At 37.8% G+C, this 20,436-nt stretch carries 18 protein-coding genes and 5 tRNA genes; 1 reads left to right on the forward strand and 22 read right to left on the reverse strand.

From position 1 onward, the window contains the following. Window positions 1-7: 7 nt before the first annotated feature. From rpsG to CCAL_RS06600, 18 genes are all read right to left on the reverse strand, one after another. Window positions 8-478 (reverse strand): 30S ribosomal protein S7, encoded by a 471-nt coding sequence (rpsG, locus tag CCAL_RS06515; protein WP_169937789.1) that lies wholly within the window; start codon window positions 476-478, stop codon window positions 8-10. A 76-nt stretch (window positions 479-554) separates the two neighbouring features. Beyond that, entirely contained in the window at window positions 555-938 is a 384-nt protein-coding gene (gene rpsL, locus CCAL_RS06520; protein WP_169937788.1) for a 30S ribosomal protein S12, read from the reverse strand. An 89-nt stretch (window positions 939-1,027) separates the two neighbouring features. Further along, on the reverse strand, window positions 1,028-1,411 hold the full coding sequence (locus CCAL_RS06525; RefSeq protein WP_170016759.1) for a DoxX family protein: 384 nt from the start codon (window positions 1,409-1,411) through the stop codon (window positions 1,028-1,030). Between the two features lie 66 nt (window positions 1,412-1,477). Then, window positions 1,478-5,986 carry a DNA-directed RNA polymerase subunit beta' gene (gene rpoC, locus CCAL_RS06530; RefSeq protein ID WP_169937784.1) on the reverse strand — a complete coding sequence of 1,503 codons (4,509 nt, stop codon included), beginning with the start codon at window positions 5,984-5,986 and terminating at the stop codon, window positions 1,478-1,480. Then, window positions 5,979-10,118 carry a DNA-directed RNA polymerase subunit beta gene (rpoB, locus tag CCAL_RS06535; protein ID WP_172285081.1) on the reverse strand — a complete coding sequence of 1,380 codons (4,140 nt, stop codon included), beginning with the start codon at window positions 10,116-10,118 and terminating at the stop codon, window positions 5,979-5,981. Before rpoB ends, rpoC begins: the two co-directional genes overlap by 8 nt. Window positions 10,119-10,238: 120 nt before the next feature. Next, window positions 10,239-10,613 (reverse strand): 50S ribosomal protein L7/L12, encoded by a 375-nt coding sequence (gene rplL, locus CCAL_RS06540; protein WP_169937780.1) that lies wholly within the window; start codon window positions 10,611-10,613, stop codon window positions 10,239-10,241. A gap of 20 nt (window positions 10,614-10,633) precedes the next feature. Beyond that, window positions 10,634-11,119: a 50S ribosomal protein L10 gene (rplJ, locus tag CCAL_RS06545; protein ID WP_169937778.1), complete on the reverse strand. Its 486-nt coding sequence runs from the start codon at window positions 11,117-11,119 to the stop codon at window positions 10,634-10,636. Between the two features lie 163 nt (window positions 11,120-11,282). Next, a complete protein-coding gene (gene rplA / locus CCAL_RS06550) occupies window positions 11,283-11,984 on the reverse strand; it encodes a 50S ribosomal protein L1 (protein WP_169937776.1) in 702 nt (233 codons plus the stop codon). A 62-nt stretch (window positions 11,985-12,046) separates the two neighbouring features. After that, the gene (gene rplK / locus CCAL_RS06555) at window positions 12,047-12,472 is read right to left on the reverse strand and encodes a 50S ribosomal protein L11 (protein ID WP_169937774.1); all 426 of its coding nucleotides are present in this window, start codon (window positions 12,470-12,472) and stop codon (window positions 12,047-12,049) included. A 12-nt stretch (window positions 12,473-12,484) separates the two neighbouring features. Next, on the reverse strand, window positions 12,485-13,015 hold the full coding sequence (gene nusG, locus CCAL_RS06560) for a transcription termination/antitermination protein NusG (RefSeq protein ID WP_170016757.1): 531 nt from the start codon (window positions 13,013-13,015) through the stop codon (window positions 12,485-12,487). 16 nt (window positions 13,016-13,031) lie between these two features. Beyond that, entirely contained in the window at window positions 13,032-13,211 is a 180-nt protein-coding gene (gene secE / locus CCAL_RS06565; RefSeq protein WP_170016755.1) for a preprotein translocase subunit SecE, read from the reverse strand. Window positions 13,212-13,226: 15 nt separating this feature from the next. Beyond that, a tRNA-Trp gene (locus tag CCAL_RS06570) sits at window positions 13,227-13,302 on the reverse strand. Window positions 13,303-13,316: 14 nt separating this feature from the next. Next, window positions 13,317-13,475 (reverse strand): 50S ribosomal protein L33, encoded by a 159-nt coding sequence (gene rpmG / locus CCAL_RS06575; RefSeq protein ID WP_169937769.1) that lies wholly within the window; start codon window positions 13,473-13,475, stop codon window positions 13,317-13,319. Window positions 13,476-13,532: 57 nt separating this feature from the next. Next, the gene (tuf, locus tag CCAL_RS06580) at window positions 13,533-14,732 is read right to left on the reverse strand and encodes an elongation factor Tu (protein WP_169937767.1); all 1,200 of its coding nucleotides are present in this window, start codon (window positions 14,730-14,732) and stop codon (window positions 13,533-13,535) included. Between the two features lie 73 nt (window positions 14,733-14,805). Then, window positions 14,806-14,880, reverse strand: a tRNA-Thr gene (locus CCAL_RS06585). A 126-nt stretch (window positions 14,881-15,006) separates the two neighbouring features. Beyond that, a tRNA-Gly gene (locus CCAL_RS06590) sits at window positions 15,007-15,083 on the reverse strand. A 7-nt stretch (window positions 15,084-15,090) separates the two neighbouring features. Then, a tRNA-Tyr gene (locus tag CCAL_RS06595) sits at window positions 15,091-15,175 on the reverse strand. Between the two features lie 54 nt (window positions 15,176-15,229). Further along, window positions 15,230-15,305, reverse strand: a tRNA-Thr gene (locus CCAL_RS06600). Window positions 15,306-15,465: 160 nt separating this feature from the next. Between CCAL_RS06600 and CCAL_RS06605 the strand changes: the two genes are divergently transcribed. Then, a complete protein-coding gene (locus CCAL_RS06605) occupies window positions 15,466-15,714 on the forward strand; it encodes a hypothetical protein (RefSeq protein WP_194239127.1) in 249 nt (82 codons plus the stop codon). A 23-nt stretch (window positions 15,715-15,737) separates the two neighbouring features. Here the strand turns inward: CCAL_RS06605 and CCAL_RS06610 are convergent, their stop codons facing one another. The 4 genes from CCAL_RS06610 to CCAL_RS06625 are packed head-to-tail and all read right to left on the reverse strand — an operon-like array spanning window position 15,738 to window position 20,434. Then, on the reverse strand, window positions 15,738-16,364 hold the full coding sequence (locus CCAL_RS06610; RefSeq protein WP_170016753.1) for a helix-turn-helix transcriptional regulator: 627 nt from the start codon (window positions 16,362-16,364) through the stop codon (window positions 15,738-15,740). Then, window positions 16,336-16,860, reverse strand: coding sequence for a DUF5416 family protein (locus tag CCAL_RS06615; RefSeq protein WP_170016751.1), 525 nt, complete (start codon window positions 16,858-16,860; stop codon window positions 16,336-16,338). Before CCAL_RS06615 ends, CCAL_RS06610 begins: the two co-directional genes overlap by 29 nt. After that, a complete protein-coding gene (locus tag CCAL_RS06620; RefSeq protein ID WP_170000294.1) occupies window positions 16,860-18,293 on the reverse strand; it encodes an HlyD family type I secretion periplasmic adaptor subunit in 1,434 nt (477 codons plus the stop codon). The genes CCAL_RS06615 and CCAL_RS06620 overlap by 1 nt, the downstream gene beginning before the upstream one ends. A gap of 2 nt (window positions 18,294-18,295) precedes the next feature. Next, entirely contained in the window at window positions 18,296-20,434 is a 2,139-nt protein-coding gene (locus tag CCAL_RS06625) for a type I secretion system permease/ATPase (RefSeq protein WP_170016749.1), read from the reverse strand. Window positions 20,435-20,436: the final 2 nt, after the last annotated feature.

The raw sequence follows: 20,436 nt of genomic DNA on the forward strand, positions 1-20,436 counted from the left end.
CTCTTTCTTACCAGCGGTAGTGAGCAAACGCTTTATTAGCCTCTGCCATTTTGTAAGTATCTTCTTTCTTCTTAAATGAAGCACCTTTTGAATTTGCAGCGTCAAATAGTTCGTTTGCAAGTTTGTCTATCATTGTTCTTTCACTTCTTTTTCTAGCAAAAGTGATAAGCCATCTAATAGCAAGAGCTTGCTGACGTGCAGGGCGAACTTCAACAGGTACTTGATAAGTTGCGCCACCTACACGGCGTGATTTAACCTCAAGAATAGGTTTTACGTTTTCAATAGCGTCGTTAAATACATCAATACCTTGTATCTCGCCACCTTTTTTCTCGATAGCTTTGATCGCACCATACATTATCTCTGTTGCGACGCTTTTCTTACCGTCATACATAAGTGCATTAATAAATTTAGTGATTACTTTATTTCCGTAAATCGGATCAGGTAAAACTTCCCTTACAGGGGCTTTTCTTCTTCTCATTTGATTATTTCCTTCAAATTTTATAAATTTTACTCAAACGCAACCAAATCTAGGGCGCGTCTGCGAACCTATTTGCTTACTTTTTTGCGTCTTTAGGGCGTTTAGCACCGTATTTAGAACGTGAAACAGTTCTTTTTGCAACACCTGCGGTATCAAGTGCACCACGAACGATGTGATATTTAACACCCGGTAAGTCTTTAACCCTACCACCGCGTACTAGCACGATGCTGTGTTCTTGTAGGTTATGTCCTTCACCGCCGATATAGCTGATAACTTCAAAGCCGCTAGTTAGTCTAACTTTGGCAACTTTCCTCAAAGCTGAGTTTGGTTTTTTAGGAGTTGTTGTATAAACTCTCGTGCAAACTCCTCTTCTTTGAGGACACTCTTTTAGCGCAGGAGACTTTGATTTATAAGTAACCTTTTTGCGCTCATTTCTGACCAATTGATTTATGGTTGGCACAGTAATTCCTTTCATCTAAATTTATTAAAAAGATCTAATTTTATTTAAAAAAGGCTTAAATAATGGTTAAAATAATTTTAAATTATCAACTAATCTTGTTTAACAGCGTATTTTCCACTGCCACAAAATACAATACAAAAAGCCATACAAATATAAAGATATAAAATTTCGGCCTTAAAACCACCATAGTTTGTGATCTCCAAAGGATTTGGATATGCTGCGTAAATTATAAAGAGCGATGTAGCTATGATAATGGAAGCAGAAATTCTTGAATAAAATCCAATAATTAGCATTAAAGGAGCTAAAACTTCACCAAAATAAACTCCGTAAGCCAAAATTTCAGAAAGTCCTGATTTGACAAGTATTGCCTTAACACCACCGATACCGTTTGTTATCTTATGAAACCCATGCAAAAAAAGACAAATTCCAAGCCCAAGCCTAATAAACAATAATCCTAAATTAAAATTTTTCATTTTGCCTCGTAGTATAAAGTGTAGAGTTTAAATAAAAAGCCTCCTTTTTACGGGAGGCTTGAGATTTTAAAGTTGTTTGATTTTAACTTTTTTATCTTTGTATAGACCTGTTCCAACAGGTATCATACGACCAAGTATGACGTTTTCTTTTAGATCTTCAAGATAGTCAAATTTAGCCGCTATCGAAGCTTCAGTTAAGACTTTTGTTGTCTCCTGGAAAGACGCCGCAGAGATAACACTATCTGAACCGATTGCTGCACGCGTAACACCAAGAAGTATAGGCTCGGCGATAGCAGGCTCGCCGCCCATTCTCATGATGCGCTCGTTCTCTTCTTTAAATTTAGCACGAGAGATCATATCTCCCACGATGAAATTTGTATTTCCGCTATCAACTATCTTAACTTGACGTAGCATTTGTGACACAATGATCTCGATATGCTTATCAGCGATCGCAACACCTTGACGGCGGTAAACTTGCTGAATTTCACTAATTAAATAGTAGTGAAGAGCTTTTTCGCCAAGAATTCTTAAAATATCATGACTTGAGATAAGACCGTCAGTTAGTTTTTCACCGGCGTGAACAAATTCGCCGTTTCTTACTTGAATTTGACGTGATTTATCTATCAAATACTCAGCCGTAGCACCGTCTTCAGCTTCTATAATTATGCGCTCTTTTGAACGAAGCGGCTTATCAAAGCGAACAACACCATCAATCTCTGCAACGATAGCTGTATTTTTAGGACGTCTTGCTTCAAACAACTCACTAACACGTGGAAGACCACCAGTGATGTCTTTTGATTTGGCAACAGCTTTTGGAGTTTTAGCCAGGATGTCCGCCTGTAAAACTTCTGCTCCGTCATTTACAAATATCGCTGTTTTTGGCTCAAGCTGGTATCTGATTAATCCACCACTCTTAGTCGCTATAACTATCGTCGGTTTTACACCGCTTGGAAGATACTCATTGACAACAAGACGACTTTGTCCTGTTGCCTCATCAAACTGCTCTGCAGCGCTATAACCAGGATCGATATCTTCAAAGCTAACAACACCGGCCTCTTCAGCTATAGTAGGAGTTGAGTATGGGTCCCACTCAGCAATCACGAGCCTATCGTTACTTTCAGGTAGAGCTATAAGTGTTTTTGCCTCAACAGTTTCGTTATCATCTAACTGGATGATAGAATTTCTTGGTATGTAGTGGCGAACAGCTTCACGTCCATCTTTGTCTGAAACGATAACAAATAGACCTTTTTCAGTAACCTTATGACCTTTTTTAATATCTTTAAGACGCTCTAAATAATCACCGTTTAGGATGAAGAATTTAATAACGCCGTTTGCGCCAGCCGGAATTTTTTGTGTTACAGGCTCGCCGTTTGCGATCTTAAGCTCACTTGCAAATGGGATACGATTTGGCACATTCCAGCCCTCTTTGATAATCTCAACGATACTTTCATTAGCATTTACCATATCACCGTTTGAGTAAGGAAGATACATCTTGCCCTCTATCTTGCCACTAACGCCTGCTAGCTCATTTGGCTTAGCAACGTCATTTCTGCGGATAGTGTATTTTATCTCCTCTTTTTTGCCTTTAATCACGATATTTACATCTTCGTGAGCAAATTCTATCTCTATCCTTCCGTCAATTGGAGCTTTGATCTTTGGCTCAACAAGTAGCACGGCTGCACTTCTGCGGTTTGCAACTATTGTTTTACCGTTATTTTCATACGTATTTAGGTTATAGTAGCGTATGAAACCCTCTTTTTGAGCTATAACTTGGCGATCTTGCTGTTCAGTCGAAGCCGTACCACCAATGTGGAATGTTCTTAGTGTTAGCTGAGTACCTGGCTCGCCGATTGATTGAGCTGAAATAATACCTACGGCCTCACCAGGTTTTACCAATTTACCCTCGCCTAGGTTTATACCATAACATTTAGCACAAACACCCTTTGGAGCTTTGCATGTTATAGGCGTTCTTATACTTACGGCTTTTATGCCTGCTTCTGCGATAACTTTTGCTTTTTCTTCGTCAAGCAATGTTCCTTCGCTAAATAAAATTTCATTAGTAATAGGATCTATCACATCGTCAGCAAGAACACGTCCAAGAACTCTCTCTTCAAGGCTTTCTATAAGCTCGCCGTTTTCAGTAATATCAGTTATCTCAACACCCTCGTGCGTACCGCAGTCATGCATAGTTACCTTAACATTTTGCGCAACGTCGATAAGCTTACGTGTTAGGTAACCGGCATTGGCTGTTTTAAGAGCGGTATCTGCCAGACCCTTTCTCGCACCGTGAGTCGAAATAAAATATTCCATTATATTTAGACCTTCACGGAAGTTCGAGGTAATAGGCGTTTCAATAATCGAACCGTCAGGCTTAGCCATAAGACCACGCATACCTGCCAGCTGTCTTATCTGAGCCGCACTACCCCTAGCACCAGAGTCTGCCATCATATAAATTGAGTTAAATCCGCCCTTATCGCCTTGAATAAGCTTCATCATCTCGCTTGCAACAGAGTTATTTGTATCAGTCCAAATATCAACGATCTTGTTATATCTTTCAGAGTCTGTTAAAAGACCTGCACCGTATTGGCGTTGAATTTCGCGAACTTTTTTCTTGGCTTCATCAATATGTTTTTCTTTACTATCAGGAACAATGATATCTGCAATAGATATAGAAATTCCGGCTTTTGTCGCATATCTAAAGCCTAAATTTTTAAGTTTATCAAGGAAATCAGCCGTTACTTCAAGGCCACCGTTTTTATAAACATAATCAACCAAATTCGCAATATCTTTTTTCTTCATGATCTTATTCCACATATTATCAGGAACAAAATCAGGAATAATAGCGCGAAGTATCAAGCGACCAGCTGTTGTAAATAGCGTTTTACCATCTACCATAGTTTTTATCTTGGCATGAAGCTCTAAAGAGTGTGCTTCCTCGGCTATCATAACTTCATCAACGCTTGAGAAAATTTTATTTGCACCTTTAGCTTCTGTTTTTTCCAAGCTTAGATAATAAATTCCCAAAACCATATCTTGTGACGGAACGGTTATTGCCTTACCGCTTGCAGGAAGTAAGATATTCATCGAGCTTAGCATTAAAATTTTACATTCAGCTATCGCCTCTTGTGAAAGTGGCACGTGAACAGCCATTTGGTCGCCGTCAAAGTCAGCGTTGAAAGCCGCACAAACTAGTGGGTGAAGCTGGATAGCCTTGCCTTCAACTAACACTGGGTGAAACGCCTGGATAGATAGCTTGTGAAGCGTTGGAGCACGGTTTAGCATTACAGGGTGGTCTTTAACAACCTCTTCAAGACACTCCCAAACCTCGTTAGTCTTATCCTCTATCATCTTTTTAGCTTGTTTTACAGTTGTCGCATAGCCTTTTTCTTCAAGACGAGCTAGAAGATGTGGCTTAAATAGCTCAAGGGCCATCCTCTTTGGAAGACCGCATTGATCCATTCTTAAACGTGGTCCAACAACGATAACCGAACGTCCAGAGAAATCAACACGCTTACCAAGTAGGTTTTGACGGAAACGTCCTTGCTTACCTTTAATGATCTCTGAAAGTGATTTTAAAGGACGTTTATTTGCACCTTTTACGGCGTTAGCGCGACGACCATTGTCAAATAATGCATCAACAGCCTCTTGAAGCATACGCTTTTCGTTTCTTATAATAATTTCAGGTGCATCAAGCTCTAAAAGGCGTTTTAAACGGCTGTTTCTATTTATAACACGACGATATAGATCGTTTACGTCTGAAACCGCAAATTTACCTCCGTCAAGACTAACAAGCGGACGTAAATCAGGTGGAAGAACCGGTAAATTTGTTATCATCATCCACTCTGGACGGTTGCCTGAATTTAAAAAGCTCTCGATAACTTTTAAGCGCTTCACGATTGTTTTTTTCTTAGCTTCTGAATTTGTTGATTCGATTTCCATTTTAAGTTGAGTTAAAATTTCCATCAAATCAAGATCAGCTAGCATATCGCGAATAACTTCGCCACCCATCTTAGCTACAAATCCGCTCTCTTCATAGCGTTGTGCTAAAAGCTGATACTGTTCTTCATTTAAGACATCGTATTTTTCAACTTTTTTAGAGTTTTCATTATCATAAAATGCTTCGCCTGAATTTTCAACAATATATGCCTCATAATAAAGCACACGCTCAAGATCTTTCATCTTTATACCAAGAAGTGTTCCTATACGGCTTGGTAGTGAGTTTACATACCAAATGTGAGCCACCGGTGTTACAAGCTCGATGTGCCCCATGCGAGAACGGCGAACTTTAGAACTAGTTACTTCAACACCGCATTTTTCACATTTAATGCCTTTATAGCGCATCTTTTTATATTTACCGCAAAGGCACTCATAATCACGAATAGGTCCGAAAATTTTAGCACAAAATAGTCCGTCACGCTCAGGCTTGAGTGTTCGATAATTAATGGTTTCAGGCTTTTTGACTTCGCCGTGACTCCAAGACTTTATCCTATCAGGACTTGCTAAACGAAGCTGGAAAGCTTCGAAATCACGCGGTCTGCGTTCTTCTTTTATCTCAACAGGTATTAACTCACTCATCTGCCTCTCCCTCATCATATATCTCAACATCAAGTGCCAATGATTTAAGCTCGTTTGTTAAAACGAAGAATGTTTCAGGAATTCCCGTCTCAGGCACATTTTCACCACGTGTAAGCGCCTTATATGCAGAAAGTCTACCCTCAACATCGTCTGATTTTACCGTTAGCATCTCTCTTAGAGTGTGCGCTGCGCCATAAGCTTCAAGCGCCCAAACCTCCATCTCACCAAATCTTTGACCACCAAATAGTGCCTTACCTCCAACAGGTTGTTGTGTTACAAGGCTGTATGGTCCGGTACTTCTTGCGTGTACTTTTTCATCAACCAAGTGGTGAAGTTTTAACATATACATACAACCAACATTAACACGTTCTCTTATCTTAGAGCCGGTTCTGCCGTCATAAAGCTCTGTTTTACCATCACTGTCGATCTTAGCCATTTCAAATAGTTTCGCAAATTCCTCAGGTTTAACACCTTCAAATATCGGTGTTGCAAATCTAACGCCTTTACTCCAGTCTTTTGCATACTCAAGTAATTTTTCATCACTCATCTTGCCAAGAGCATTTTTAGCATCCATAAGTTTTGAAACACTTGCAATCTCTATCATTTTATTTCTTAGATCTTTTATCCATTCGCCTTTTTTGGCTTCAAAAATTTCATTTATCTGCTCACCAAGACGATATCCGACAAGACCCAAGTGACTCTCAAGAATTTGACCGATGTTCATACGGCTTGGAACACCTAGTGGGTTCAAAACGATATCTACTATCTGTCCACTTGGAAGATAAGGCATATCAACCTCAGGAACAATATTTGAAACGATACCTTTATTTCCGTGGCGGCCAGCCATTTTATCGCCCACTTTTAGCTTACGTTTAGTTGCGATGTAAACTTTTACAAGTTTAACCACACCGCTTGGCAATATATCATCTTTACCTAAAATTTCAATCTTAGCATCATGCTCTTCTTTTAACTTCTTCTTCTCGTTTTGGAAGTAGTTTTTAAGATCGTCGTATTGCTTTTGTATCTCTTTTGAGAAAGCTTTCACAACAGCATTTAGAGTAAAGCGGTTAATATTTTCAAGATCAGCCTTGTTTATCTTTTCGCCTTTTTTATACTCTTTTTTGTTGATCTCATAGTCACTAACAAGCTCATTTTTAGATAGCAATAATGTAACTTTTAGCATCTCTTCGCGATCAAGCATTAAAAGTCTATCGTGATGCTCTTTTTCTAGCAACGCTTTTTCATCTTCGTAAGCTTTATGTGTTCTACTATCTTTTTCATGACCTTTTTTAGTAAATATTTTAACATCTATAACAACGCCTTCCATTGAAGCCGTAGCATAAAGTGATTTATTTACAACGTGACCGGCTTTTTCGCCAAATATCGCACGAAGCAAGCGCTCTTCAGGAGTAGGCTTTACTTCGCCCTTAGGAGATACTTTACCAACCAAGATCATGCCAGGTTTTACCTGTGTGCCGATCTTAATGATGCCACTCTCGTCAAGATGAAGAAGATCCTCTTCTTTTATATTTGGTATATCTTTTGTTATCTCTTCAACGCCATCTTTTAGCTCACGTGCTTCGATCTCTTTTTCATAGATGTGAACACTTGTAAATTCATCATCACGTATCATCTTTTCACTAATAACAATCGCATCTTCGTAGTTGTAGCCATTCCAAGGCATGAAAGCGATAAGTGCGTTTTTGCCGATAGCAAGTTCGCCTTGTTCCATACTTGATCCGTCTGCTATAACCTGTCCCGCTTTTATCTCTTCACCCTTTTTAACTATCGGATGTTGTGAGAAAGTCGTGTTTTGGTTTGTTCTTAAATTTTTCTCAAGCGAATAGTGATCGATGTATGGACCAGCCTCATCCTCGCCTAAGATAAAGATGTTTTTATTATCAACCTTTTCAATAACACCGCCGCGTTTAGCTTTAATGCTCTCCCAAGCATCTCTTGCTATAACACTCTCCATACCTGTTCCTACGATAGGGGCAGTAGAGCGAAGCAAAGGCACGGCTTGACGTTGCATGTTTGATCCCATTAGCGCACGGTTGGCATCATCATGCTCTAAGAATGGAATAAGAGAAGCCGCAACACCTGCAATCATGCCAGAACAAAGGTCGATTAGCGTAACCTCTTCACGACGTGCAAGCATCATTTCGCCTTCGCGTCTTACCTCGATCAAATCCTCTATAATATGACCGTTTTCATCTAGCTTTGTAGAAGCAGCTGCTATTACATTACCCTCTTCTTGTGTTGCTGTTAAATAAATAATCTCATCAGTAACTCTACCGTCAACAACCTTTTTATAAGGTGCTTCAACAAAGCCTAGCTCATTTACTTTGGCATAAGTTGAAAGAGTGTTGATTAGACCGATATTTTGACCTTCCGGAGTCTCAACAGGGCAAATACGACCGTAATGAGTTGGGTGAACGTCACGAACCTCAAAACCGGCTCTCTCTTTTACTAAGCCACCTTCGCCAAGCGCAGAAAGACGGCGTTTGTGTGTAACTTCACTTAGTGGGTTTGTTTGGTCCATAAACTGGCTAAGCTGTCCACCTGTAAAAAATTCCATAATCGTTGCCGTGATCATTTTTGGATTTATAAGATCATAAGGCATTATCTCATCTGTGTTGTTGCTTAAACTTGTAAATTTATCACGTATCGCTTTTTGCATTTTAACAAAGCCAAGATGAAGCTCGTTTGCTAAAAGCTCACCGATAGAACGGATACGACGGTTGCCTAAGTGATCACGATCATCTATAAAACCTTGTCCATTTTTAACTCTGATAAGATATTTTGCAGTTCTTATTATGTCTTCGCTTGTTAGAACGGTTACATACTCAGGAACATCAAGACCTAGTTTGTGATTCATCTTCATACGACCTACTTTTGTAAGATCGTATCTTTCAGGGTTAAAGAATATATCATTTACAAAGCTCTTAGCCGCCTCTTTTACAACAGGCTCACCAGGACGCATTACTTTATAAATTCTAATCGCAGAAAGATCGTTTTCATCATCGATACCTTCTGTTTGTTTTAAAAGCTTCATGGTTTCGCTGTCAGCCAAGAATGAGTTAATAATAGCATCATCAACTCCAGAAGCTAGGTTATTTATGATCTCAATACTATCTTGCTCGTTTAAAATTTTAGCCAGTTTGTTTTCATCAAGCTGAGAAAGTGTATCATATATAACCTCGCCACTCTCTTTATCTATAACAGGAGTCGCCAAATATCTACTCATAAGAATTTCAACAGGATACTCGACCCATTTAACACCATCTTCTATGAGTTTATCCGCCTTTTTCTTAGTAAGACGCTTACCGGCTTGATGGATTACATTTCCATGCTCGTCTTTTATATCATAATCAATTCTACCTGTATAATCATCAGGGTTAAACGGAGTTAAAAATTTATTGTTCTTAACGCTTAAAGTTTGGAGTGGGTAGAAAATTTTAATAATATCTTGTTTTTTATATCCAAGCGCTCTAAATAGTATAGTTACCGGAACTTTTCTGCGTTTATTTATACGCACATAAAGCACATCTTTAGTGTCATACTCAAAGTATAACCAGCTTCCGCGGTCAGGGATAATTTGAGCAGTGTTTATTAGTTTATTTACGACAGTTGCACTCTCTTCTTGTTTAAAGATAACGCCTGGACTTCTATGAAGTTGGTTTACAACCACACGTTCAACGCCGTTTATAATAAATGAAATTCTATCTGTCATTAAAGGAATTTCACGTATAAAAATTTCTTGTTCTTTTATATCTTTTACGCCGATTCTCTCACCTGTTTTTTCATCTTTTTCATGTAAGATTAGGCGGATTTTCATTTTTAAATTTACAGAATACGTAAGACCTCTTTCGATACACTCTCTAATCGTATATCTTGGTTTGCCGATCTCTGAGCTAACATATTCTAAACTTAAGCGATTTTGTGGATCGTGAATAGGAAAAATTGATTTAAAAACTTTTTCAATTCCGCTTTCGGATTGAGTGTTGTCTAAATTTAAAAAATTATCAAAGCTCTTTTTTTGTAACTGTAGTAAGTTAGGAACATCTATCTCTTGTGGCACATTTGAAAAATCAACCCTTAAGCGACTTCCTGAGTATAAGCTATTTAACATTGCATCTACCTCGTGGTAATTTTGAAAGAAAGTATAGCCTTTTTATATAAGGCATCTAAATTTAAAAAAGAGAGGGTATTCTCCCTCTCTGAATTTTGAATAATCTCAAATAAAATGAAATTATTTAAGCTCGACTTTAGCACCTGCTTCTTCAAGCTCTTTTTTAGCTGCTTCAGCTTCATCTTTACTAACGCCTTCTTTAAGAACTGAAGGAGTTTGCTCAACTGCGTCTTTAGCTTCTTTAAGACCAAGGCCTGTAAGAGCGCGAACAACTTTAATAACGTTGATTTTCTTATCACCGCCATCAAGTAGAACTACGTTGAATTCTGTTTTTTCTTCAGCTGCCTCAGCTGCACCGCCAGCAGCAGCACCAGCTACCATAACAGGAGCAGCGCTAACGCCGAATTTCTCTTCGAATTCTTTTACAAGCTCAGAAAGCTCAAGTACTGAAAGATTAGAGATAAACTCTAATACGTCTTCTTTAGTGATTGCCATTTTATTATCCTTATATATTTTTATGCTGATTGTTCTTTTTTCTCTTTAAGCGCATTTAATCCAATTGTGAAATTTTGAATTGGCGCATTCCAAACTTGTAGAAGCATTGCAATAAGCTCGTCGCGACTTGGCATCTTTGATAGAGCTTTAACTTTCTCAACGCTTGCAACTTCACCATCTATGTAAGCTGTTTTAATTTTGAAAAATTCAGAGTTGGTTTCTTCAAATTTAGCAACAACTTTTGTTACAGCTAATTGATCTTCGCTCCAAACATAGATATTTGTATCTTTAAGATCCATGCCGTCTTTTTCAACGTTTTTAAGAGCTATGTTAGCAAGAGTGTTTTTAACAACTTGAACTTTAACATTTTGCTCTTTTGCAGCTTGTCTTAAAACTTCAAGTTTTTTTACTGTAAGGCCACGATAGTCACAAACTACGATCGCTTCAGCAGTCTTAAATTCAGTCTCAAGCTTAGCTATAACTTCAGATTTCTCGTTACGTGTCACATTTTCTCCTTTCCGACCGGTAATTTCAGGCAGAGCGGGTCGAATCGATTAAGTCAGAAGACCTCGGCCATCTCCAATCTAAAATAAAAGTCTAAATTTGGATTTACAAATTCAGGCTTTTATTTTAGGAAAAAGAGTCATAAAGACTCTTTTTAAATTTTTATTATTTAAGATCCATCACTTCTTGAGTATCAAGTGAGATAGATGGACTCATTGTAAGCGATAGTGCAGCATTTTTAACATATCTGCCTTTTGCAGCGGCAGGTTTATGTTTATTAATTGCTCTAATAAAAGTTGAAATATTTTCTAAAAGTTGCTCTTTAGAAAAGCTTACTTTGCCAAGACCAGCATGAATATTTCCTTGTTTATCAACACGGAAATTTACTTGACCGCTTTTTGCATTATTAACAGCCTGAGCTACATCCATAGTAACTGTTCCTGTTTTTGGGTTTGGCATAAGACCTTTTGGTCCAAGTACACGAGCTACTTTACCTAAAACACCCATTAGGTTAGGTGTAGCAATAAGAACATCAAAATTTATAATTCCCTTTTGAACGTCCTCTATAATCTCTTCTGCTCCGACCAAGTCAGCACCAGCAGCTTTAGCCTCATCGGCTTTAGCGTCTTTTGCAATAACTGCAACACGAACTTTTTTACCGGTTCCTGCTGGTAATACAACTGAACCACGAACCATTTGATCAGCATGTCTTGGGTCAACGTTAAGCTTAAGAGCTATTTCGACAGTCTCGTCAAATTTAGCAGAAGCTAGTGTTTTAACAGTATCAATAGCTTCAGAAATATTGTAGTTTTTTTTGTCTTCTACTTTTTTAAGTAGTTCTTGAAATCTTTTAGTATTTTTTGCCATTAAATTTCTCCGCATTTTAAAGTGCTTCCGCCTTCTGATATACAACCCGGCGGTAAGGGCTATTAGTCGATTACTTCAACACCCATAGAACGAGCTGAACCAGCGATGATCTTAGCGGCTTGTTCTTTGTCTTTTGTATTTAAATCGACAAGTTTTTTCTCAACTATCTCAAGCACTTGAGCTTTGGTGAGTTTGCCGACTTTATTTTTCAAAGGATTATCTGTTCCTTTTGTTATACCAGCAGCTTTTTTAATAAGGTCAGTTGCAGGTGGTTGTTTTGTGATGAAAGTAAAGCTTTTATCTGCATAAACAGTGATAACAACAGGTATATTAAAACCTACCATATCTTTTGTTCTTTCGTTAAATGCCTTACAAAACTCCATAATATTTACACCTTTTTGACCAAGAGCTGGACCAACAGGTGGGCTTGGATTTGCTTTAGTTGCAGCAATTTGCAATTTTATTTCGCCTATAACCTTTTTAGCCATAAACTAATCTCCTTAAATTATCTTCTCAACTTGTGAATACAAAATATCAACCGGTGTACTTCTACCAAATATCGAAACATTTAGTCTAAGTTTACCATGAACCATGTCGTACTCTTCTACAATACCTGTAAAATTCGCAAAAGGACCTTCCGTTATACGAACACTCTCGCCATCTTCAAAATAAATTTTAGGTTTAGGTGCAGCACGTTTTTCAACTTTTTCTAAAATCGTATTAATATCTTTGTCACTTAAAGGTGTTGGCTTTTTTGCCTCACCGATAAATCTTCCAACTTTTGGCAATGATTGAATTTTATGCCAAAGAGCTGTATCTAAATCTAGGTTTGCAAAGGCATAACCAGGATAAATAGTTCTTTCGTTTATTTTTTGTTTTCCGTTTTTTATCTCAATCACATCTTCTGTTGGAACGATTACTTCTTTTAATTGCTCCTCAATACCATGATCTTTTACTAAATTTTCTATAGCTCTTTTAACAGCCATCTCGCTACCGGCATATGTCTGAATAGCATACCATTTGTGCGCCATTAATCTATCCTCTCTTTTAAATTACATTAGAAAGAGTAAATGACATAATAGCGTCAACCAAAGCTAAAAAAAGAGACACCACAGTAACAACAATAAAAACGGTAATAAATGCATTCCTTACTTGTTCTTTTGTAGGAAATATCACTTTCATAATTTCAAGCTTAGATAACTTTATGTAATTTATTATTTTTTCCATTTTTAACCTTAATGATGGCAGGGCAAGAGGGATTCGAACCCCCAACCATTGGATTTGGAATCCAGCGCTCTACCGTTGGAGCTATTGCCCTAATGGTATTTTCCGTTAACTTTTTAGCTTAACTTCTTTATGAACAGTATGCTTTTTAAGTCTTGGACAATATTTTTTTAGCTCTAACTTCTCTGTTGTAGTTTTACTATTTTTTGTAGTAGTATAGTTTATATCACCACTCTCAGAACATTTTAAACCAACTTTAATTCTCATCAAAATTCCTTAAATTTAAAAGAGCGAACAAGTCGCTCTTTAATGTTATTAATTTAATTATGCAAGTATTTTAGAAACAACGCCTGAACCAACTGTTCTACCACCCTCACGGATCGCAAAACGTGTACCTTCTTCAAGAGCTACAGGAGCGATAAGTTCAACAGAAATTCTTACATTATCACCAGGCATAACCATCTCAGTTCCCTCAGGAAGTGTGATAGAACCTGTAACGTCTGTTGTTCTTACATAAAATTGTGGTCTATAGTTGTTAAAGAATGGAGTATGACGACCACCCTCTTCTTTAGTTAAGATATAAACCTCGCCCTCAAATTTTGTATGAGGAGTGATTGATTTTGGCTTACAAAGAACCATACCGCGCTCAACGTCTTCTTTCTTAGTACCTCTAAGAAGAACGCCTACGTTATCGCCAGCTTCGCCTTGCTCCATCTCTTTTCTAAACATCTCAACGCCTGTAACTGTAGTAGTTTGAGTGTCCCTGATACCAACGATCTCAATAGTGTCACCTACTTTAACAACACCTTTTTCGATTCTACCTGTAACAACCGTACCACGACCTGAAATTGAGAAAACGTCCTCAATAGGCATAAGAAGGTCTTTGTCTGTAGCACGAACAGGAGTTGGAATATAGCTATCAACTGCTGCCATAAGCTCCATAACTTTTGCTGACCACTCGCCATCTTTACCTTCTTTAGCTTCGTTAAGAGCTTGAAGTGCTGAACCAGCAACGATTGGAGTGTCATCGCCCGGGAAGTTGTATTCGTTTAGAAGTTCACGAATTTCCATCTCAACTAATTCAAGAAGTTCAGCATCGTCAACCATATCAGCTTTGTTCATGAAAACAACGATGTATGGAACGCCAACTTGACGAGATAGTAGGATGTGTTCTCTTGTTTGTGGCATTGGGCCATCAGCAGCAGAAACAACTAGAATCGCACCGTCCATTTGTGCAGCACCTGTAATCATGTTTTTAACATAGTCGGCGTGGCCTGGGCAGTCAACGTGTGCATAGTGGCGATTTTCAGTTTCATACTCAATGTGTGAAGTTGCGATAGTAATACCACGCTCTTTCTCTTCTGGAGCGTTATCGATATTATCATAATCTTTAAGCTCAGCAAGACCTTTTCTTGAAAGAACAGCAGAAATAGCAGCTGTTAAAGTTGTTTTACCATGGTCAACGTGACCGATAGTACCGATGTTTACGTGTGGCTTGTTGCGTGAAAATTTTTCTTTAGCCATCTTTTCCTCCGTTATGATATGTGTCTCATCTTTAAATTTGCATTATCTTGCAGCCAAATGTCGTATAAACCAGTGGAGCTCATAGCGGGACTTGAACCCGCGACCTCTTCCTTACCAAGGAAGTGCTCTACCTCTGAGCCATATGAGCGTTTAACGCTTGGCTGAGACGACTTTTGCTTAACAATACAAACAACTAAACTTTTGGATACTATAAACTGAATACTGTGTTAGGTAATAAAAATAACTATACAGCTCCCAGTCTGATATCCAATCTTGGAGCGGGAAACGGGACTCGAACCCGCGACCCTCAGCTTGGAAGGCTGATGCTCTAGCCAACTGAGCTACTCCCGCAATAGCATGGTGGTGAGACGTGGATTCGAACCACGGAAGACATAGTCAGCAGATTTACAGTCTGCCCTCGTTGGCCGCTTGAGTATCTCACCCTTTAATTAAAAAAGTATTGCTTGGTTTTTCTGGTCAAACACTGTTACAAAAAATGGAGCTGGTGAACGGACTTGAACCGCCGACCCACTGCTTACAAGGCAGTAGCTCTACCAACTGAGCTACACCAGCACCCCACTGTTTGTGAAGTGGGAATTATACATGAAATAAAATTAAAAGTCAAGGCTATTTTTGCATTTTTTATATTTTTTTGCGAAAAAATAAAAATTTAATTTTTTTTAAAAAGTAAAGCCATATAATAACATTTAAATTTTTAAAAAAGGACGACATAATGCAATTTTTACCATGGATTATTATATTAATGTTAATTTACGCGATATACTTTTTGATGATAAGATATGAAAAAAGAATAACCATACTGAGTAAATTAATAGAACAAAATAGCGAAGGCATAAAACAAAATCGCAATCTCATAGAAAAAAACAGAGCCCTCATAGAAGAAAATAAACACGACATACGCGAAAACACAAAAAGCATAAATACAAATTTAGAAAAAATAGATATTGATTTGGAAGACTAGTCTTTCAAATTTATTATATAAATTTAGCTGTTCTTTTGCATTAAAAGAACAAGCCCTATCCTATCTTTCACGCCTAATTTATTATATATAGAAGCAGTGTGGGCTTTTACCGTGCGTAAGGTTATACCTGTTTGCTCTGATATTTTTTGATTACTCAAGCCTTCATATATGAGTTGCGCCATCTCTTTTTCGCGTTCACTTAAATTTGCAAGACTGGATTCATTTACTTCTAAATCATTTTTTTGACCGCTAGTCATTTCTGTTATCATCTCCTGGATAAACTCAGGATAAAGCCACGCTTTGTCTTCTTGTATAGTTTTTATAGCATCATTTACGTGAATTTCTTGCATGTGAGAGTTTGCGTATCCTTTTGCTCCAAGTGTTAAAAGTGCTTTACCTTGAGCAAATTTTGGCTCATTTGCAATAAATAAAATTCTTAATTTGGCACAAAAATCAAAAATTTCAAGCATAAATTCACTAGCACTTCCCTTGATAGTTGCCACATCAACTATGGCGATATCCGGATCTTCTTGGTTTAACGCACTTAAAAAATCTCTTTTGCTACTTACAAATTTTATATCTTTGGCTAATGCATATCCCTGCCATAAATTTTGCAACGATCTATTTTGCGTGAGTAAAACTATCTTCATCTTGCACCTTTTTATCGCAGTTTGCATTACTGCATAAAATTTCATCATTTATATATATCAAAACATCATGCTTACAGCCATCGTCAAAACTACACTCTATGCTACGTAAAAAATCAATCACTCGATCAGCTTTTTCATTTAAGGTCATACTCATCTCAAAGCCATTGCTCGTTATCGCGTATCTATACGGAGCGTTTAAATTTATTTTATCAAGGTCAAAATTTATACTATCGGTGCTTTCATTATAGCCTTTTATAATTATTTTTAGGCTTTTTATGATCTCATCTTTTATGTTTAAACCATCAAATAAGTTGTTACTTTCACTAACGGTAAGCTCGCTAAAATTTTTTACGCAATCCGCAAATACAAACTCTTCTATGCTTTCATCCACAAGATCGCAACCACTTTCATGTTTAATAATAACAAATTCTCTCAAATTTAAAGGTTTTAAAATTTCACACTCGTTAAAATTAAAATCATAAAAAGCACTTCTCATTATCTTTCCGTTAATGCGTTATTTTTAGCCTTTAAAATCGGCTTTAAAAGATAGTCAAGCACGGTCTTTTTACCGGTTATGATATCTGCCGACACTATCATGCCTACTTTTATCCGCAAAGGTTTTTCTTCGCTACCTAGATAATTTTTCTCAGTTTCTATGCGAACAAGATAGTAGCTTTCTCCTGTTTTTTCGTTAGTTTCGGTGTCTGCACTTATTTGCATAACCTCACCCTTTAATCCCCCATATATACTAAAGTCGTAAGCCGTAAATTTAACCATCGTTTCAAGTCCCGGTCTTAAAAACGCCACATCGGCAGGTTTTACCTTGACTTCTGCTATAAGCTTATCTTCTAGCGGCACGATCTCTGCGATGTTTTCACCTGGTTTTATAACACCTGATACCGTATGTACCATAAGCTTGCTTACGATACCGTTTACAGGAGAGCGAACATTTGTCCTATCTACTCTGTCACTTAAATTTATCTGCGACTCACTTATACGGGCTATCTCAGCTGAAACTTCGTTTAACTCGGCTTTGGCCTTATTTTTAAAGGCAAGTCTTGCTTCGGTTATTTTGTTTCTAGCCTCTTTTATGGTTGATTCCACGCGCGGGACGGCTAGTCTTGACGCATCAAGTTCACCTTTTAAGTCGCTTAACTTTTTTTGTAATTGGATGTATTCTATCTGACTAACAAGCCCTTTTTTAAACACTGGATCCATGATAGCTTTTTCCTTAAGCGTGAGGTTATATCCTGCTTGAGCTTGCTCGATCTTGTTTTGTAGCTCAACCAACTCGTTTTCTCGTTGGGCGATTTGCTCGTTTAAAATTCCTATCTGTTCGTTTAGATGCTCCATATTTGAGTTATGTAGACTTATCTCATACTGTATAGCTTTTGTGTTATTCGCATCTCTAACCTCGTCATATACAAAGGTTGTATCGTTTGACTCGGCATCAAGTCTTAAAAATTTCGCCATCAACTCATTGAATCTAAGCTGTGACTCACCATAACTACTTACGAAATTTTTATTATCTATTTTGACTATAACCTGATCTTTTTTGACCTCATCACCCTCTTTTACTAAAATTTCTTCGATGATTCCGCCTTCTAAATTTTGAATGGCTTGGTTTTTGCCGGATGGTATTATCTTACCGTCTCCTCTTGTTATCTCATCGATTTGCGCCTGTGACCCCCAAACCAAAAGCCAAAAGATCGTTGCGCCTATTACATAAAGCAACATCTTAGAGCTTGATGGGGTTCTTGCAAGGACTGCTTCTGAAAGGCTTGACATAAATTTTAGATCGTTTGAGTCATATTCGTTTTTTTGAATATTGCCTTTTATATTTTTTATACTATTAAGAATTTCTTCGCAAGCCGACTCTTGATTTTTGATATGATCTTGTCTTATTTTTACATTTTCTTTTTCTTGCATATCTACTTCCCGCCAAGTTTTGCTAAAACATCATCTCTTGCACCGTCTAGTAAAATTTTACCGTTATCGATAACTATTAGTCTATCTACAAGCTCAAGCATAGATGTTCTGTGTGTTACCAACAACATGGTTTTTCCGACTGTGTTTGATTTTAAATTTATTTTTAGCTTGTTTTCTACCGTGTTGTCTAGCGAATTTGTCGGCTCGTCAAGCAAAACGATCGGGCTATCAAGCAAAAAAGCCCTAGCCACCGCTATACTTTGACGCTGACCACCGCTTATGCCGTCGCCTCTTTCGTAGACAGGCATGTCAAATCCAAGGGGATGAGCATTTACATACTCGTCAACACCACTGATTTTGGCTGCTTTGATGATTTGTATATCATCTACATAAGGTGCTTTTTGTACGATATTTTCACGAACAGTGCCTTTAAATAAAACAACATCTTGCGGAACATAGCCGATATTTCTTCTAAGGTCTGCAGGATCGATTTGGTTTATATCTATACCGTCAATTAAAACAGAGCCGTCAGTTGGCGAGTAAAGACCTAAAATAAGCTTTTGTATGGTTGTTTTTCCTGAGCCGTTCTTGCCTATGATACCTACCTTTTCGCCTGGTCTTATAACAAAATTTATCCTATCAAGTGATCCTTTTGTAGTGTCCGGGTAAGTAAAGCTTACATTTTTAAATTCTATCTTTCCTTCAAAAGAATTTCTTCTTACAAATTTCTTTCCTTCCGGACGTTCAACAGGCATTTGCATTATCTTATCAAGACTTGCGTAAGCGGTCTTTGTCTGCTCGAAATTTGCCGCCAACGAAGCTACTTGCCCCATAGGTGCGATAGCTCTTGAAGCAAGCATGACTGAGGCTATAAGCCCACCCATAGTAAGCTCAACAGCCTCTATCATATAAACACCAAGAACAATGATAGCAATGGTATTAAGTTGAACCAAAAACGTAGTAACAGTCGTGATAGAGGTAGTTATCATTTTTGATTTGATATTTCTAGTAGCTATCTCGCCCGTTGCCTCTTCCCAGTGCCACTGAATATGTCCGTTGGCACCCAAAGTCTTTATCGTCTCAAGACTGCTTAAACTCTCTATCAAAATTCCGTTTTTAGCAGCCGAGGCTTCAAAAGTACTTTTTATGGCATTTTGCAAAGGATCTTTTATAAAAAATGTATAACAAAGTATGCAAATTATAATAATAATAGGCACAAGCACTAAATATCCGCCGATAAAATACGTAACCACTAAAAATATAAAAGCAAAAGGCAGATCCACAAGTGCGGCAATAGAGGCTGATGAGAAAAAATTTCTAACCGTATCAAATTCTCGCAAGTTGTTTGCAAATGAGCCCACTGACTTTGGCTTGTTGCTAAATTTCATGTCCATAACGCGCTCAAAAAGCATCGAGCTCATGATAATATCACTCTTTTTGCCGGCAACTTCTAAAAAATAAGAGCGTATAAATTTTAAAAACAAGTCAATAATGTAAATTATCGCCACGCCAAGAGCCAAGACCCAAAGTGTTTCTACTGCGTTGTTTGGCACAACTCTATCGTAAACATTCATTGTAAACAATGGAGTTGTTAGAACAAATAAATTTACCAGTAAACTAGCCAAAATAACATCGATGTAAATTTTTTTAGAACGCTTTATCGTGCCCCAAAACCAATGCTCTTTACCCGTATCCACAAGACGAGTTGCATTTGTATCCTCTGGAGTAAATTTACGCTTTAGATAGTAAGCATAACCAAGGTATTCGTCTTTAAGCTTATCTATCTCGATCTCATTTGTGCCAGAACTTGAGTCGGGAGTTATTATCTTTGCTCGTTTTTTATCAGCACTAATCGATTGAAGTATGCATGCCTTTTTGCCCCTAAGCATCAAGATACAAGGCAAAACTAAAGGAGAAATTTCTTCTATGCGTTTTTTAACTATACTTGAAGAAAAGCCGGCTCTAGAAGCCGCACGAGAAAAAAGAGACTTAGAGCCATCGATCGAAAAAAGCTCAACCTCTTCTCCGTCTTGAACAGGAAGTCCGGTAGTTAGCGCATCGGCACTATAAGGGTTGTTATGAAGCTTGGTAAATATAACCAAACACTGAAGTAGCTCGTCTTTTGTCTTTTCATTACTCATGG

This window comes from Campylobacter sp. RM6914 (assembly GCF_004803835.1).
Lineage (GTDB): Bacteria > Campylobacterota > Campylobacteria > Campylobacterales > Campylobacteraceae > Campylobacter_A > Campylobacter_A californiensis.

Bases quoted from the DNA above. Each gene is read 5' to 3' on its own strand.
- CCAL_RS06620 (WP_170000294.1), bottom strand. From the start codon at position 18,293: ATGCAAGAAAAAGAAAATGTAAAAATAAGACAAGATCATATCAAAAAT.
- CCAL_RS06605 (WP_194239127.1), top strand. From the start codon at position 15,466: ATGCAATTTTTACCATGGATTATTATATTAATGTTAATTTACGCGATA.
- rpoB (WP_172285081.1), bottom strand. From the start codon at position 10,118: ATGTTAAATAGCTTATACTCAGGAAGTCGCTTAAGGGTTGATTTTTCA.
- tuf (WP_169937767.1), bottom strand. From the start codon at position 14,732: ATGGCTAAAGAAAAATTTTCACGCAACAAGCCACACGTAAACATCGGT.
- CCAL_RS06525 (WP_170016759.1), bottom strand. From the start codon at position 1,411: ATGAAAAATTTTAATTTAGGATTATTGTTTATTAGGCTTGGGCTTGGA.
- rpsG (WP_169937789.1), bottom strand. From the start codon at position 478: ATGAGAAGAAGAAAAGCCCCTGTAAGGGAAGTTTTACCTGATCCGATT.
- rpmG (WP_169937769.1), bottom strand. From the start codon at position 13,475: ATGAGAATTAAAGTTGGTTTAAAATGTTCTGAGAGTGGTGATATAAAC.
- nusG (WP_170016757.1), bottom strand. From the start codon at position 13,015: ATGGCGCACAAATGGTATGCTATTCAGACATATGCCGGTAGCGAGATG.
- CCAL_RS06625 (WP_170016749.1), bottom strand. From the start codon at position 20,434: ATGAGTAATGAAAAGACAAAAGACGAGCTACTTCAGTGTTTGGTTATA.
- rplK (WP_169937774.1), bottom strand. From the start codon at position 12,472: ATGGCTAAAAAGGTTATAGGCGAAATAAAATTGCAAATTGCTGCAACT.
- secE (WP_170016755.1), bottom strand. From the start codon at position 13,211: ATGGAAAAAATAATAAATTACATAAAGTTATCTAAGCTTGAAATTATG.
- rplA (WP_169937776.1), bottom strand. From the start codon at position 11,984: ATGGCAAAAAATACTAAAAGATTTCAAGAACTACTTAAAAAAGTAGAA.
- CCAL_RS06615 (WP_170016751.1), bottom strand. From the start codon at position 16,860: ATGAGAAGTGCTTTTTATGATTTTAATTTTAACGAGTGTGAAATTTTA.
- rpoC (WP_169937784.1), bottom strand. From the start codon at position 5,986: ATGAGTGAGTTAATACCTGTTGAGATAAAAGAAGAACGCAGACCGCGT.
- CCAL_RS06610 (WP_170016753.1), bottom strand. From the start codon at position 16,364: ATGAAGATAGTTTTACTCACGCAAAATAGATCGTTGCAAAATTTATGG.
- rplL (WP_169937780.1), bottom strand. From the start codon at position 10,613: ATGGCAATCACTAAAGAAGACGTATTAGAGTTTATCTCTAATCTTTCA.